Source organism: Kitasatospora sp. NPDC058048 (genome assembly GCF_042885555.1).
Classification (GTDB): Bacteria; Actinomycetota; Actinomycetes; order Streptomycetales; family Streptomycetaceae; genus Kitasatospora; species Kitasatospora lactacystinica.
In genome coordinates, this window is sequence record NZ_JBHVRT010000038.1 from 30,336 (window position 1) to 44,548 (window position 14,213).

13 protein-coding genes and 3 pseudogenes are annotated in these 14,213 nt (G+C 73.7%); 8 read left to right on the plus strand and 8 right to left on the minus strand.

What is annotated here, in order from left to right; all coding sequences use genetic code 11:
- Positions 1–142: 142 nt before the first annotated feature.
- Positions 143–520 (plus strand): WhiB family transcriptional regulator, encoded by a 378-nt coding sequence (locus tag ACFVVA_RS31715; RefSeq protein ID WP_387694251.1) that lies wholly within the window; start codon positions 143–145, stop codon positions 518–520.
- Positions 521–607: 87 nt separating this feature from the next.
- Here the strand turns inward: ACFVVA_RS31715 and glpX are convergent, their stop codons facing one another.
- Positions 608–1,648 (minus strand): class II fructose-bisphosphatase, encoded by a 1,041-nt coding sequence (gene glpX / locus ACFVVA_RS31720; RefSeq protein WP_030055344.1) that lies wholly within the window; start codon positions 1,646–1,648, stop codon positions 608–610.
- Between the two features lie 215 nt (positions 1,649–1,863).
- On the opposite strand from glpX, the gene ACFVVA_RS31725 reads away from it, so the two are divergent.
- Positions 1,864–2,400: a DUF4245 domain-containing protein gene (locus ACFVVA_RS31725; protein WP_359899524.1), complete on the plus strand. Its 537-nt coding sequence runs from the start codon at positions 1,864–1,866 to the stop codon at positions 2,398–2,400.
- 86 nt (positions 2,401–2,486) lie between these two features.
- Here the strand turns inward: ACFVVA_RS31725 and ACFVVA_RS31730 are convergent, their stop codons facing one another.
- The 4 genes from ACFVVA_RS31730 to ACFVVA_RS31745 form a co-directional block, all read right to left on the minus strand.
- Entirely contained in the window at positions 2,487–3,089 is a 603-nt protein-coding gene (locus ACFVVA_RS31730) for a malonic semialdehyde reductase (RefSeq protein ID WP_387694202.1), read from the minus strand.
- A gap of 111 nt (positions 3,090–3,200) precedes the next feature.
- Positions 3,201–3,455, minus strand: a complete 255-nt coding sequence (locus ACFVVA_RS31735) for an exodeoxyribonuclease VII small subunit (RefSeq protein ID WP_387694203.1) — start codon at positions 3,453–3,455, stop codon at positions 3,201–3,203.
- Between the two features lie 60 nt (positions 3,456–3,515).
- Positions 3,516–4,727 (minus strand): exodeoxyribonuclease VII large subunit, encoded by a 1,212-nt coding sequence (gene xseA / locus ACFVVA_RS31740; protein WP_387694204.1) that lies wholly within the window; start codon positions 4,725–4,727, stop codon positions 3,516–3,518.
- 10 nt (positions 4,728–4,737) lie between these two features.
- A complete protein-coding gene (locus ACFVVA_RS31745) occupies positions 4,738–6,120 on the minus strand; it encodes an APC family permease (RefSeq protein WP_387694205.1) in 1,383 nt (460 codons plus the stop codon).
- 120 nt (positions 6,121–6,240) lie between these two features.
- Between ACFVVA_RS31745 and ACFVVA_RS31750 the strand changes: the two genes are divergently transcribed.
- Together ACFVVA_RS31750 and ppgK are read left to right on the plus strand one after the other, a co-directional pair.
- Positions 6,241–7,215, plus strand: coding sequence for a 4-hydroxy-3-methylbut-2-enyl diphosphate reductase (locus tag ACFVVA_RS31750; RefSeq protein ID WP_359899533.1), 975 nt, complete (start codon positions 6,241–6,243; stop codon positions 7,213–7,215).
- A gap of 195 nt (positions 7,216–7,410) precedes the next feature.
- Positions 7,411–8,157, plus strand: a complete 747-nt coding sequence (gene ppgK / locus ACFVVA_RS31755) for a polyphosphate--glucose phosphotransferase (protein WP_387694206.1) — start codon at positions 7,411–7,413, stop codon at positions 8,155–8,157.
- A gap of 47 nt (positions 8,158–8,204) precedes the next feature.
- On the opposite strand, the gene ACFVVA_RS31760 is transcribed toward ppgK, so the two are convergent.
- On the minus strand, positions 8,205–8,843 hold the full coding sequence (locus tag ACFVVA_RS31760) for a DUF6542 domain-containing protein (protein WP_387694207.1): 639 nt from the start codon (positions 8,841–8,843) through the stop codon (positions 8,205–8,207).
- Between the two features lie 316 nt (positions 8,844–9,159).
- On the opposite strand from ACFVVA_RS31760, the gene ychF reads away from it, so the two are divergent.
- From ychF to ACFVVA_RS31775, 3 genes and pseudogenes are all read left to right on the plus strand, one after another.
- Positions 9,160–10,233 carry a redox-regulated ATPase YchF gene (gene ychF, locus ACFVVA_RS31765; protein WP_387694208.1) on the plus strand — a complete coding sequence of 358 codons (1,074 nt, stop codon included), beginning with the start codon at positions 9,160–9,162 and terminating at the stop codon, positions 10,231–10,233.
- Positions 10,234–10,409: 176 nt separating this feature from the next.
- A pseudogene (locus ACFVVA_RS31770) lies at positions 10,410–10,664 on the plus strand (type II toxin-antitoxin system Phd/YefM family antitoxin); the annotation flags it as partial.
- Positions 10,665–10,693: 29 nt separating this feature from the next.
- A pseudogene (locus ACFVVA_RS31775) lies at positions 10,694–10,945 on the plus strand (Txe/YoeB family addiction module toxin); the annotation flags it as partial.
- 172 nt (positions 10,946–11,117) lie between these two features.
- Here ACFVVA_RS31775 and ACFVVA_RS31780 read toward each other — a convergent pair.
- Positions 11,118–11,780: an HAD-IA family hydrolase gene (locus ACFVVA_RS31780; RefSeq protein WP_387694209.1), complete on the minus strand. Its 663-nt coding sequence runs from the start codon at positions 11,778–11,780 to the stop codon at positions 11,118–11,120.
- Positions 11,781–11,856: 76 nt separating this feature from the next.
- Positions 11,857–12,998, minus strand: a pseudogene (locus ACFVVA_RS31785) (dihydrofolate reductase family protein).
- A gap of 165 nt (positions 12,999–13,163) precedes the next feature.
- On the opposite strand from ACFVVA_RS31785, the gene ACFVVA_RS31790 reads away from it, so the two are divergent.
- A complete protein-coding gene (locus ACFVVA_RS31790; protein ID WP_387694210.1) occupies positions 13,164–13,982 on the plus strand; it encodes a methyltransferase domain-containing protein in 819 nt (272 codons plus the stop codon).
- The last annotated feature ends 231 nt before the right edge of the window (positions 13,983–14,213 follow it).

Genomic DNA, 14,213 nt, shown 5'->3' on the forward strand with positions numbered 1-14,213 from the left:
GGCCGTGCCCGGGCTGGACAGCGGGGGCTCGCGGCCGGCGGGGGAGCGAGGGGTCCCCGTGTCCGAGAGCCTCGTCAGGAGTACGGCCGTGCTGCATCCGATCGAGTCCCGCACCACCTCGCCAGTCGCCGCTGCGCAGGTCCTGGAGCGCCGTTCCGGCGTCCGTCCGCAGCCGCAGCCGCAGGGCGGCCCGGCGGGTTCCCCCGCGGGCGAGGACAACCCCTGGCACACCGGCGCCGCGTGTCGGCGGGACGAGGTGGGGCTGTTCTTCGCGCCCTCCAAGGAGCCGACGGCGGCGCGGCTGGCGCGCGAGGAGCAGGCCAAGCAGGTGTGCGCCCGCTGCCCGGTGCTGCTGGAGTGCCGCGAGCACGCGCTGGCCCAGCCGGAGCCGTACGGGGTCTGGGGCGGGCTGACGGCCGCCGAGCGGCGGGTGGTGCTGGCCCGGCGGCGGCGCCGGGACACGGAGCTGCGCGAGGCGGCCCTGGTGACGGCGGCCGCGCGGCGCCGGATAGCCGGGTGACGACGGGCCCGGGAGCGGGACGGCGACGCACCGCGGCCCCGGCGGAGGGGGATTCCGCCGGGGCCGCGAAGCGCGCTCGGGTGGGGCTCAGTTGGCGCGGTCGAAGTCGATCGCGCTGTACGCCCGCAGCTTCGAGAGCTTGTGGGTGGAGTTGATCTCGCGGATGGTGCCGCTCTTGGAGCGCATCACCAGCGAGCTGGTGGTGGCGGTCTCCGAGCGGTAGTGCACGCCGCGCAGCAGCTCGCCGTCGGTGATGCCGGTGGCGACGAAGAACACGTTCTCGCCGCTGACCAGGTCGTCCGTGGTGAGGACCCGGTCCAGGTCGTGGCCGGCGTCCAGGGCCTTCTGCCGCTCGGCGTCGTCCTTGGGCCACAGCCGGCCCTGGATCACGCCGCCCATGCACTTCATCGCGCAGGCCGCGATGATGCCCTCCGGGGTGCCGCCGATGCCCATCAGCAGGTCGACGCCGGTGCCCTCGCGGGCGGCCATGATCGCGCCGGCCACGTCGCCGTCCGAGATGAACTTGATCCGGGCGCCCGCTTCGCGGATCTCCCGGACCAGGCCGTCGTGGCGCGGGCGGTCGAGCACGACGACGGTGACGTCCTCGACGGCGCTGCCCTTGGCCTTGGCGACCCGGCGGATGTTGACCGCCGCCGGGGCGGTGATGTCGACGAACTCGGCGGCCTCCGGGCCGGCCACCAGCTTGTCCATGTAGAACACGGCGCTGGGGTCGAACATGGTGCCGCGGTCGGCGACGGCCAGTACGGCCACCGCGTTGTTCATGCCCTTGGCGGTCAGCGTGGTGCCGTCGACCGGGTCGACCGCGACGTCGCACTCGGCGCCGGTGCCGTCGCCGACCCGCTCGCCGTTGTAGAGCATCGGGGCTTCGTCCTTCTCGCCCTCGCCGATGACGACGACGCCGTTCATCGACACGGTCGAGACGAGGGTGCGCATCGCCTTCACGGCGGCACCGTCCGCGCCGTTCTTGTCGCCACGTCCGACCCACCGGCCGGCGGCCATCGCGGCCGCCTCGGTGACCCGGACGAGTTCGAGCGCGAGGTTCCGGTCCGGAGCCTCGGGCGCGACCTCCAGGGCACTGGGAAGGTGGTGCGGGTACTGCGTGGTCATCGTCGTTACCTCTCTGTACGCGACGGCCAGTGAGCGCCCGACTACTGCCAGGTCGAACGCCGTGGTGAGGGTATTGCGATCGTATCTGCCCACGAGATGACTGTCTGTGGCGCAGGTCGCTGCTCTGTGGCGGAAACCACCGATTCGCCCGGTATCACCCGTCCGTGGACACCCCTGGTGACCGCCCGGGGATGTGGATGAGTCACCATGTGGGGGTGGCAGCAGACAGCAAGGGCATGAGGGGCCGGCAGACCGTACGGGACATGGTCCTGTCGATGCTGGCCGTCGGTTTCGTCGTCGGGATCGGGTACCTGTTCCTCCCGCACGGATCCGGCGGCGACCCGGTGCGCGTGGTCGGGTACCGGGTGGAGGCGGCCTCCGCCAAGCGCGCCGCGCCGTACCCGCTGCTCTCCCCGGAGGGGCTGTCGGACAAGTGGCGGGCCACCTCGGTCGGTTACCGGCCGGCCGACCAGAACAACGGCAAGGGCAACGCCTGGCACCTGGGCTTCGTGACCCCCTCGGGCCGGTACGCGGCGATCGAGCAGAGCGACGTGCCGCGCGACTCCCTGCTGGCCGACCACGTCAAGGGCGCCGCGTCGGACGGCACTTCCGAGGTGGCCGGCCGCACCTGGGACCGGGTGCAGGGCGAGAAGGACCGCGCGCTGGCCGTCCAGACCGGCCCCGGGACCACCCTGCTCACCGGCACCGCCTCCTACGAGGAGCTGGCCGAGCTGGCGCAGGCGCTCAAGTAGCCCCGCTTCCGCCCGCCTTCCGGGCACGCCGAAGGGCCCCGCGCCGGACGAACCGGTGCGGGGCCCTTCGGCGTGCGCGGGGCGGATCAGGCCGTGGTGACGACCTCGTCGTAGGCCAGGCGCGGCGAACGCGGGAACCAGGCGTCCTCGCCCGGGCGGCCGATGTTGACCACGGCCAGCACCGAGTGCTCGCCGTCGCCGAAGAACTCCTTGTTGATGCCCTCGGCGTCGTAGCCGGTCATCGGGCCGGCGGCCAGGCCGGCGGCGCGCACGCCGATGATGAAGTAGGCGGCCTGCAGGGCGCCGTTCATCGTGGCGGACTGCTCACGGACGGTGCGCTCCGAGAAGAACATGTCCTTGGCCTGGGGGAAGTGCGGGAGCTGGGTCGGCAGCTCCTCGTGGAACTCGTTGTCCACGGCCAGGATGGCGACCAGCGGGGCGGCGGCGGTCTTGGCCTTGTTGCCGTCCGCCATCTGCCGGACGAGGCGCTCGCGGCCCTCGGCCGAGCGGACCAGGACGACGCGCAGCGGCTGCTGGTTGAAGGCGGTCGGGCCGTACTTGACCAGCTCGTAGATGGCCTGGACCTGCTCGTCGGAGACCTGCTCGTCGGTGAAGGTGTTGGCGGTGCGGGCCTCGCGGAACAGGAGGTCCTGAGCGGCAGCGTCGAGTACCAGGGCGTCGGTGGTCATGCTTCTGCACCTCATGCGGAAAAGGGGTTCGTCGGGGTGATCGGCCGTGGCCGTTCACTTCCTCCAACATAGGTGAAGATTCAACGATTCCCCAAGCGGATGTGATCCGCCTCACTCCCCGCCGGGGGTCGCGCCCTCCTCGGCGGCCAGCGCGGCGTCCAGCCGGGCCCGGGCGCCGTCCAGCCAGCGCTGGCACACCTTCGCCAGCTGCTCGCCGCGCTCCCACAGGGCCAGCGACTCCTCCAGCGAGGTCCCGCCGGTCTCCAGCTGCCGGACGACGTCCAGCAGCGCGTCCCGGGCGTGCTCGTAGCCCAGCGCGTCGTCCGGGTTCGGCGCCGCGTCCTGCTGCTCCTGCTGCTCTGCCATGGGTGCCAGCGTAGGGGCTCGGGCCGACACTCCCCAGCCCCGGCCCGCGGTGGCGGGCGACTACCCGGGAGTCGCGGTGACGTCGAAGCCGCCGCCCGCCACCCGCGCGCGCAGCCCCTCGCCGGGCGCGACCTGCGCCGGGTCGGTCACCACCGTGCCGTCCGTGCGCTGGAGCACCGCGTAGCCGCGCTCCAGGGTGGCCGCCGGGGAGAGCGCCACCACCCGGGCCAGGGTGTGTCCGAGGTCGCTCTGCGCGTGGTCCAGCCGGTGCCGCAGGGTGCGCCGGGCCCGCTCCAGCAGGCCGTCCACCTCCTGCCCCCGACCGTCCAGCATCCGGTGCGGGGCGGCCAGCGACGGGCGGCTGCGCACCCCGTCCAGCCCGTGCTGCTCGCGCTCGACCCGGGACAGCACCTGCCGGCGGGCGCGGTCGCGCAGCTGGCGGACCTTGGCCAGCTCCTCACCGACGTCCGGAACCACCCGTTTGGCCGCGTCGGTCGGGGTGGAGGCGCGCAGGTCGGCCACGAAGTCCAGCAGCGGCTGGTCCGGCTCGTGCCCGATCGCGCTCACCACCGGCGTACGGGCGGCCGCGACCAGCCGCACCAGGCCCTCGTCCGAGAACGGCAGCAGGTCCTCCACGCTGCCGCCGCCGCGGGCCACGACGATCACGTCCACCTCGGGGTGCTCGTCCAGCTCCCGCACGGCCGCGCTCACCCGCTCCACCGCGCTGACCCCCTGCACCGGGACGTTGCGCACCTCGAAGCGCACGGCAGGCCAGCGCCGCCGGGCGTTCTCCAGGACGTCCCGCTCGGCCGCCGAGCCGCGCCCGGTGACCAGCCCGACGCACTGCGGCAGGAACGGCAGTGGCTTCTTGCGCTCCGCCGCGAACAGGCCCTCCCCGGCGAGCCGCCGCTTCAGCTGCTCCAGCCGGGCCAGCAGCTCGCCGAGGCCCACCGGGCGGATCTCCGAGGCGCGCAGGGACAGCTGCCCGCGCGCCGCGTACCACTCCGGCTTGGCGTGCACGACGACCCGCGCGCCCTCCTGCACCACGTCCGCGACCTGGTCGAACACCGAGCGGAAGCAGGTCACCGTGAGCGACACGTCGGCCTGCGGGTCGCGCAGGGTCAGGAACACCACGCCCGCGCCGGGGCGGCGGCTGAGCTGGGTGATCTGCCCCTCCACCCAGACCGCGCCGAGCCGGTCGATCCAGCCGCCGATCAGCGCGGAGACCTTGCCGACCGGGAGCGGCGCTTCGGGGGAGCTGGTGTTGGCCATGCGTACGAGGCTAGCGGCGTCCGCCGACACGGCCGAGGCCGCCGCGGGTGCCGCCCCGGCCGGTGGAGCCCTGGACGGCGAGCACCACCAGGCCGACCACCAGCCAGACCAGCCCGACGAGCTGCGCCGTGCCCGAGGCCTCGTACACGACCGCCACGATCACCGCGATCCCCAGCACCGGCACGACCACGTGCGGGAGCCACCGCCGCGAGCCGTGCCGCACCACGTACCAGCCGATCACCGAGGCGTGCAGCAGGGCGAAGGCGGTCAGCGCGCCCACGTTCACCACCGAGGTGAGCCGGTCCAGGCCGTCGTCCCGGTTGGCCGCCCAGACCGCCGCCGCCATCGTGATCACCGCGGCCGCCAGCAGCGCCCGGCGCGGCACCGCGCTGGCCGGGTCGACCGAACCGAGCGCCCGCGGCAGCCGGCCGTCCCGGGCCATCGCGAAGAGCAGCCGCCCGGCCGCGGCCTGCCCGGCCAGGGCCGCGAAGGCCGCGCCGATCGCCTTGCTGGCCGCCACCAGGACGTGCAGCCAGTGCCCGACGCCGCTCTCCACGGTGTCGTAGAAGGCCGAGCCCTGCGCCGCCGGGTCGGCGGCCAGCTGCCGCGGTCCGGTCGGCTCCAGCAGGGCCGCCAGGTAGGTCTGGGCGACGAACAGCACCCCGGCCAGCGCCAGGCACCAGAGCACCGCCCGGGCCACCGCCGCCGAGGCGCCGACCGCCTCCTCCACGAAGGTGGCGATCGCGTCGAAGCCCAGGTAGGAGAGCACCGCGACGGACACCGCCGAGATCACCGCGGTCAGCGAGAAGTCCCCGACGGCGGTGAACGGGGTGTCCCAGCCGCGCCGGGCGCCGTCCTGGGCCAGCGCCACCACGGCGGCGGCCATGAACACCACCAGCACCGCGATCTCCATCGCGAGCACCGCGAAGCCGATCGCCGCCGCCGTCCGCACCCCGGCCAGGTTGAGCGCGGTGGTCACCACCACCGCGAGCGCCGTCCAGACCCAGCGCGAGACGTCCGGCACCAGGGAGTTCAGCGCGATCCCGGAGAACAGGTAGGCCACCGCGGGGATCAGCAGGTAGTCGAGCATCGCCATCCACCCGGCGATGAAGCCCGGGCCCTCGCCCAGCCCGGCCCGCGCGTAGGCGAACACCGAGCCGGTCTGCGGCACGGCGCGCACCATCTGGGCGTACGAGGAGGCGGTGAAGGCCATCGCCACCGTCGCGGCGAGGTACACGGTGGCGACGGCTCCGTGGCTCTTGGCGTCCAGCACGCCGAACACGCCGACCGGGGCCATCGGGGCGATGAACAGCAGTCCGTAGACCATCAGATCGCGCACGCCCAGGCTGCGGCGCAGGCCGCTCGGCGTCGCCTGCTCGCTCACAGAGCTCATGGACACCATATTTGGGTGCTGTTGACCGGGTCTGCACGGAAAGTGTCCGCCATTGGTGGGGCGGCCCGGCGGGAGGCCGGGAGGACGAGCGCGGGTCGCGGCCGCCCGTACGATGGAGCCATGTCCAAGACCGCGCAGCGCCGTGTCCTGCTCGCCGCCCCCCGGGGCTACTGCGCGGGAGTCGACCGCGCCGTGATCGCCGTGGAGAAGGCCCTGGAGCAGTACGGGGCGCCCATCTACGTCCGCAAGCAGATCGTCCACAACAAGTACGTGGTGCAGACCCTGGAGAAGAAGGGCGCGATCTTCGTCGACGAGACGGAGGAGGTGCCGGAGGGCTCGATCGTCGTCTTCTCCGCGCACGGCGTCGCCCCGTCCGTCCACGACGAGGCGCGGGCCGGGAAGCTCGCCACCGTCGACGCGACCTGCCCGCTGGTCACCAAGGTGCACAAGGAGGCCGTCCGCTTCGCCGACGAGGGCTTCGACATCCTGCTGGTGGGCCACGAGGGCCACGAGGAGGTCATCGGCACCATGGGCGAGGCCCCGGACCGGATCCACCTGGTGGACGGTGCCGAGGACGTCGCCAACGTGCAGGTCCGGGACGAGTCCAAGGTCGTCTGGCTGTCCCAGACCACCCTGTCCGTGGACGAGACCATGGCCACCGTCGGCGAGCTGAAGAACCGCTTCCCGCAGCTGGTCAGCCCGCCCAGCGACGACATCTGCTACGCCACCCAGAACCGCCAGGTCGCGGTCAAGCAGCTGGCCCCGGAGACCGACCTGCTGATCGTGGTCGGCTCCAAGAACTCCTCCAACTCCGTGCGCCTGGTCGAGGTCGGCCTGGAGTACGGCGCCAAGGCCGCCCACCTGGTGGACTTCGCCGAGGAGATCCGCGAGGAGTGGCTGGAGGGCGTCACCACGGTCGGCCTGACCAGCGGCGCCTCGGTGCCGGAGATCCTGGTCGACGGCGTGCTGGAGTTCCTGGCCGCACGCGGTTACGACACGGTCGAGACGGTCAAGACCGCCGAGGAGCACCTGGTCTTCTCGCTGCCCAAGGAACTGCGCCGCGACCTGCGCGCCGAGGCGGCGGGCAAGCTCTGACCCCACCCGGAAGGGCCGGTACCCCGCACGGGGTGCCGGCCCTTCCGCCGTGCGGCCCCGTGCCGCCCGGCTCGATGTGGTGCGGCTTCCTGCTGTGCGGGCCCCGGCGCACTCTCGTAGTTTTGTGCACAGGCTGTGGACAATCCACCGGCCGCGAACCGGCCCGGTCCGCGGCCGACGGCGGAGGGTGACGTGATGACGGCGGTATTCGGCGTGGACATCGGCGGCTCGGGGATCAAGGGCGCGCCCGTCGACCTCGCCCGGGGCGCGCTCGCCGAGGAGCGCCACAAGGTGCTCACTCCGCAGCCGTCCGCCCCCGGGGCCGTGGTCGATGCCGTCTGCGAGGTGGTCCGCCACTTCGGCCACCAGGGCCCGGTCGGGCTGACCTTCCCCGGCGTGGTCGTCGACGGCCGCACCAGGACGGCGGCCAATGTCGACAAGGGCTGGATCGGCCTGGACGCGGCGGGCCTCTTCCGCGAGGCGCTGGGCATGCCCGCGACCGTCCTGAACGACGCGGACGCGGCCGGGCTGGCCGAGCTGACCCACGGCGCCGGACGGGCCGAGCCGGGCGTCGTCCTGGTGCTCACCTTCGGCACCGGCATCGGCAGCGCCCTGTTCGTGGACGGCACGCTGGTGCCCAACACCGAGCTGGGCCACCTGGAGCTGCGCGGCAAGGACGCCGAGCGCCGGGCCTCCTCGGCGGCCAAGGAGCGGCACGGGCTGGACTGGGAGCAGTGGGCCGGGCGGGTCGACGAGTACCTGGACCTGGTGGAGGGGCTGTTCTCGCCGCGGCTGATCGTGATCGGCGGCGGGGTGAGCCGCAAGCACGAGAAGTTCCTGCCGCTGCTGAAGGACCGCGAGGCACGGGTGGTGCCGGCGGAGCTGCGCAACGACGCGGGCATCGTCGGCGCCGCCATGGCGGCGGCCCGGGCGGAGGGCTGACGGGCGGGCCCCCGGCCCCGGCGCCACGGCGACCGGTGGGGAGGGGCTCAGCGGGCGCGGTGGATCCGGCGCTGGGCGACGAACCGGGCGAGCACGATCAGCGTGGCCAGCCCGGTGCCGGAGAACAGCCAGCCGGCCCGCAGCGCCAGCCCGGTCGCCAGCGAGACCACCTGGGCGGTGACGCCGGGGGAGCTCACCGGTTCGAGCAGCAGCAGCGCGAGCGCGAAGGCGATCGGCCCGCTGATCGGCGCGGCCAGCAGATCGGCGTAGCGCACCCGGACGGCCAGCTGGAAGCAGACCACCAGGTAGCCGAGGCCGAACAGCCAGCCCAGGTCGTCGAAGAGCAGCCGGTCCAGGCCCGCCACCGCGAGCGCCGCCAGGACGGCGACCACCCCGGTGCCGACGGCCGTCAGCCGGGCCGGCCGGCCGGTGCGCCGCCGCCCGTACAGCTGGTCGTCGCCGCGCCCGCGCCCGCGCAGCGGCAGGCGCAGGCGCAGCCGGGAGCCAGCCGGGCGGGCGGCGGCGGACGGTCCGGCCGCCGGGCGCGGCCGGGAGGCGGGGGCGGGCCCGGAGGGGGCCGCGGCGGTCTCGGGAGCCCGGCCTGGACCGGGGACGGCGGGGGCGTTCGTGCGGGTCGGGGGACGGCGTCTGGGCCCTGGCGGCTGGGTACGGATGCTCTGCTCCACCCGTCCAACGTACGGTCCGATCATCGCCACACTGTGTAATGGACCGTTCAGGTCCCGGCCCGTGTCTTCGGACGGAGCAGTGATGTGATCGTCACTCAGGTCGCCTGACCTGCCCCGTCGGCTCGGCGCACCACGGTCACCGGATCCGCGCACGGGTCTCCTCGCCGGGGACGGCATGACCGATCTCACCTTCGAACGGCCCGTCCGCGTCCGGTGGGACGACGAGCTGTGAGGCGGGGCGGGGGCTGCCCGTAGACTTGGGGGTCGGCCCGTACGGTGCCGACCCAACTCCTCCAAGCCCCCGGGACTGCGCTTCATGTCGCTCACGATCGGAATCGTCGGCCTGCCGAACGTCGGCAAGTCGACCCTGTTCAACGCCCTGACCAAGAACGACGTGCTGGCGGCCAACTACCCGTTCGCCACCATCGAGCCGAACGTCGGCGTGGTGGGCGTCCCGGACGAGCGGCTGGCCAAGCTCGCCGAGATCTTCGGCTCCCAGCGCATCCTCCCGGCCACCGTCGACTTCGTCGACATCGCCGGCATCGTGCGCGGCGCCAGCGAGGGCGAGGGCCTGGGCAACAAGTTCCTCGCCAACATCCGCGAGTCCGACGCGATCTGCCAGGTCGTGCGCGCCTTCACCGACCCGGACGTGGTGCACGTGGACGGCAAGGTGTCGCCCAAGGACGACATCGAGACCATCCACACCGAGCTGATCCTGGCCGACCTCCAGACCATCGAGAAGGTCCTGCCGCGGCTCCAGAAGGAGGCGCGCCTCAAGAAGGAGACCGCCCCCGTGCTGGCCGCCGCCGAGGCCGCGCAGGCGATCCTGGAGACCGGCAAGACCCTCTTCGAGGCCGGTTTCGACACCGCCCCGATCCGTGAGCTCCACCTGCTGACCGCCAAGCCCTTCCTCTACGTCTTCAACGTGGACGAGGACGAGCTGGCCGACGAGGACTTCAAGGACGCCCAGCGCGAGCTGGTCGCCCCGGCCGAGGCGATCTTCCTGAACGCCAAGATCGAGTCCGAGCTGATCGAGCTGGACGACGCCGAGGCCCTGGAGCTCCTCCAGTCCATGGGCCAGGAGGAGCCCGGCCTCGCCACCCTCGCCCGGGTCGGCTTCGACACCCTCGGCCTGCAGACCTACCTGACGGCCGGCCCCAAGGAAACCCGCGCCTGGACCATCAAGAAGGGCGCCACCGCCCCCGAGGCCGCCGGAGTCATCCACACCGACTTCCAGAAGGGCTTCATCAAGGCCGAGGTGATCTCCTTCGCCGACCTGGTCGAGACCGGCTCCATCGCCGAGGCCCGCTCCAAGGGCAAGGCCCGCATCGAGGGCAAGGAGTACGTCATGCAGGACGGCGACGTGGTGGAGTTCCGCTTCAACGTCTGATCGACCCGCTCCCCGAGCCGACCGGATCCGCCACCTGCGCGGGTCCAACGGGGCCCGCCTCCCCCGAGGCGGGCCCCGTCCGTTTTCCCGTGACGGCCCGGTGCCGAGTTCCTCGGCCTGCCGGACCGCCTCCAGTGGTACGTTATGTGGTACCACTTGCGGAAAGGGGTAGGTCGATGTCAATCACTGCCAGCGAGGCGCGCAAGGCTCTCTTCCCGTTGATCAAGAAGGTCAATGACGATCACGAGGCCATCGAGATCGTCTCCAAGCACGGGAATGCCGTGCTGGTCTCGGCCGAGGACTACGCCGCCCTGCGCGAGGGCTCCTACCTGTTGCGCTCGCCGGTCAACGCCCGCCGCTTGCTCAAGGCCTACGAGAACGCCCTCGGCGGCACAGGGCTTTCCGAGCGGGGGCTCATCGACCCTGATGCGACGGATTCCGAGAAGGGCGTCGTGTCCCGAGGCTCGTATTCGAGGAGGGTGGCTGGGAGGACTACACGTCCTGGCTCAAGAGCGACCGCAAGATGCTCGCCCGGATCAACAAGCTCATCGAGGACGTCCTGCGTGACCCGTTCACCGGGATCGGCAAGCCCGAGCCGCTGAAGTACCACTTGCCCGGCGCCTGGTCGCGGCGGATCGACGACGAGCACCGTCTCGTCTACCTGGTCACGGATCGGGAGATTGTCATCCTGGCTGCCCGCTACCACTACTGATCGGCAGGTTCGGGTCGGCGTCACCGTGCGGATGTTCCGCTTCAACGTCTGATCGACCCGCTCCCCGAGCCGACCGGATCCGCCACCTGTGCGGGTCCAACGGGGCCCGCCTCCCCTGAGGCGGGCCCCGTTCTCTTTCCCGTACCGGCCCGGTGCTGTGCGGGCCCCGGGGTCAGCCGATGGTGACGGTGAGCAGGCCGTCGGGGGCGGCCGAGACGGTGACGGTGGCGAGCGTGTCGGCGTGGGCGTCCGGGTGGTGGGGGAGGGCGCGCGGGCCGATGCCGATGACGCGGGTGCCGGCGGCCCTGGCGGCGGCGATGCCGGCGCCGGAGTCCTCGAAGGCGAGGCAGTCGGCGGGGGCGAAGCCGACGGCGGCGGCACCCTTGAGGAAGCCCTCGGGGTCGGGCTTGCTGGCGCCGACGGACTCGGCGGTGACCAGGACGGGCGGCAGCGGCAGGTCGGCGGCGGCCATCCGGACCCGGGCGAGCGGCTGGTCGGCGGAGGTGACCAGGGCGTGCGGGAGGCCGGCCAGCGAGGCGAGGAAGGCGGCGGCGCCGGGCACCGGGACGACGCCCTCGGTGTCGGCGCGCTCCTCGGCGAGCATCCGCTCGTTGTCGGCCAGGTTGAGTTCGACCGGGCGTTCGGGCAGCAGGGCGGCCATGGTCGCGTGGCCCTGGCGGCCGTGCGCGACGGCGAGCACCTCGGCGGGGTCCAGGCCGTGCCGCTCGGCCCAGCGGCTCCAGCAGCGCTCGACCACGGCGTCGGAGTTGACCAGGGTGCCGTCCATGTCCAGGAGGAGGGCGCGGGCGGTCAGCCGGACGGGAGTAGCGGGCATGGGGCGGCTCCTCGGGGGGTGCGACGACAGCAGAGCCGGAGAATGCGAGCTCTTTGTTTCTCGATGATACAAAAGATCACCCGAGCAGGTGGGCGTTGACCGCGCGGGCCTCCGCGGCCAGCTCCGGCAGCTCCACCACCTCGATGCCGGCCGCCGTCAGCAGTGCGGTGCCCTGGCAGTCGGTGACGAACAGGTCCGGCTCGCGCCAGGCGACCACCACGCGCGGCACGCCCGCCGCGACGAGCAGCCGGGCGCACGGCATCGGCCGCGAGGCGCGCTGCCCGCAGGGCTCCAGCGAGCTGTAGACGGTCGCCCCGCGCAGCCGGGGGTCGCCCGCCGGGAGCTTGGCCAGTGCCGCCTCCTCCGCGTGGTCGTGCGGGGCGGTCTCCCGGCTGTAGCCCTCCGCCAGCACCGTGCCGTCGGCGCCGACGATCACCGCGCCGACCGAGAAGGCCGTCCCGGACGGCGGGCAGCGGCGGGAGAGCTCGACGGCCCGGCGCAGGTGGTCGAGGTCGGTGGACGCGGACAGGGTCACGGCGCGGGCTCCTTCGGGGCGTACCTGAGCAGGACGACGTCGCCCACGGTACGTGCCTCCAGCAGCCGCATCCGCCGGGCCGGCCCGCCCGGGAACGCGGAGGGGCGGACGAACCGGGGCGCCTCGGCCTGGCCGACCAGCAGCGGGGCGACGGCCAGCTGGAGTTCGTCCGCCAGCCCCTGGGCCAGGAACTGGGTGTGCACGCCCCCGCCGCCCTCGACCATCAGCCGGCGAACCCCGCGGGCGCCCAGGTCGTCCAGCACCGCGCCGAGGTCCACCGCGTCGCCGAGTGCGACCACCTCGGCCAGCCCGTCCAGCCGGGGGTGCAGCACCGCCGCCCCGGCGTCCGTGGTGTAGGCGAGGCGGGCGCCGCCGGTGTGCCAGAAGCGCAGCCCGGCGTCGAGCGCTCCGCTCGCACTGAGCGTCACCTTCAGCGGGTACTCAGGCCGGCCGGCCGCCAGCCGGGCGGCCCGGCGGGCGGGGTCGTTGACCAGCAGTCGGGGGTTGTCGGCGCGCAGGGTGTTGCCGCCGACCAGGATCGCGTCGGCGGCGGCGCGCTCCTCGTCGACCCGGTCGAAGTCGGCGGCGTTGGAGAGCAGCAGCCGGTCGGGGGAGGCGTCGTCGAGGTGGCCGTCGAGCGAGACGGCGGCGCTCAGCAGGACGTAGGGGCGCGGGCCGGGCATGGGCGGGGACCGTTCTGTCGGGGGCGCCTCCACGGTACGGCGGCCGGGTGCGGCCCGGGCCCGCGGTGACCGGCATTCGAGACGGATCTTCTCGGCATGCGGGATGCCGGGTAGCGTCGGGGGAGCCGCGGAGCCCCGCGGCCGACCGCATCCAGGGGGGACCTCATGACCGGACCGCAGCCCGCCGCCGTCTACACCCACGGCCACCAGGAGGCCGTGCTGCGCTCGCACCGCTCCCGCACCGCCGCCGACTCGGCCGGCTACCTGCTGCCCGAACTGCGGCCCGGGCAGGCCCTGCTGGACGTCGGCTGCGGGCCCGGCACGATCACCGCGGACCTGGCCGAACTGGTCGGCCCGCAGGGGCGGGTGGTCGCGGTGGACGCCTCCGCCGAGGTGCTGGAGCAGGCCGCCGGGCACATCGCCGGCCGGGGCCTGTCCAACGTCGCCCTCGCCTGCGCCGACGTGCACCGACTGCCGTACCCGGACGGTGAGTTCGACGTGGTGCACGCCCACCAGGTGCTGCAGCACGTGGCCGACCCGGTGGCCGCGCTGCGCGAGCTGCGGCGGGTGGCGGCGCCGGGCGGCGTGGTCGCGGTCCGCGACGTCGACTACGCCTCGATGACCTGGTTCCCGGAGGTGCCCGCGCTGGACCGGTGGCTGGAGCTGTACCGGCGGACCGCCCGCGCCAACGGCGGCGAGCCGGACGCCGGCCGGCGGCTGCTGTCCTGGGCCCGCGCGGCCGGCTTCACCGAGGTCACCGCGAGCGCCGGCACCTGGACGTACGCGACGCCCGAGCAGCGCGCCTGGTGGGGCGGGCTGTGGGCGGACCGGGTGACGGGCACCGCGCTGGGCCGGACGGCGGTCGAGCGGGGCTTCGCGGACCAGGACGAGCTGGGCCGGATCGCGGACGGCTGGCGGGAGTGGAGCGCCGCGGGGGACGGCTGGTTCTCGATGCTCCACGGCGAGATCCTGGCCCGCGGCTGAGCCGACGCGGCCGAGCCGACGCGGGGCGGGCCGGGCGGTCCGGGCAGGGCGGGCAGGGGCGGGCAGGCGTTCGGAAAGATCGGGTAAAGTCGCGCGACCGTTCAGATCGGGCCCGTTCGGGTCCGAGCCATGGTGCCGAGTGCCGGGCCGATGCCCGTTCCGGTGGGTTGGGGGAGTCCACGTGTCCAAGCCTGAGTCCGAGCCGCCCGTTCCGGGGCCGGAGTCGCCCGC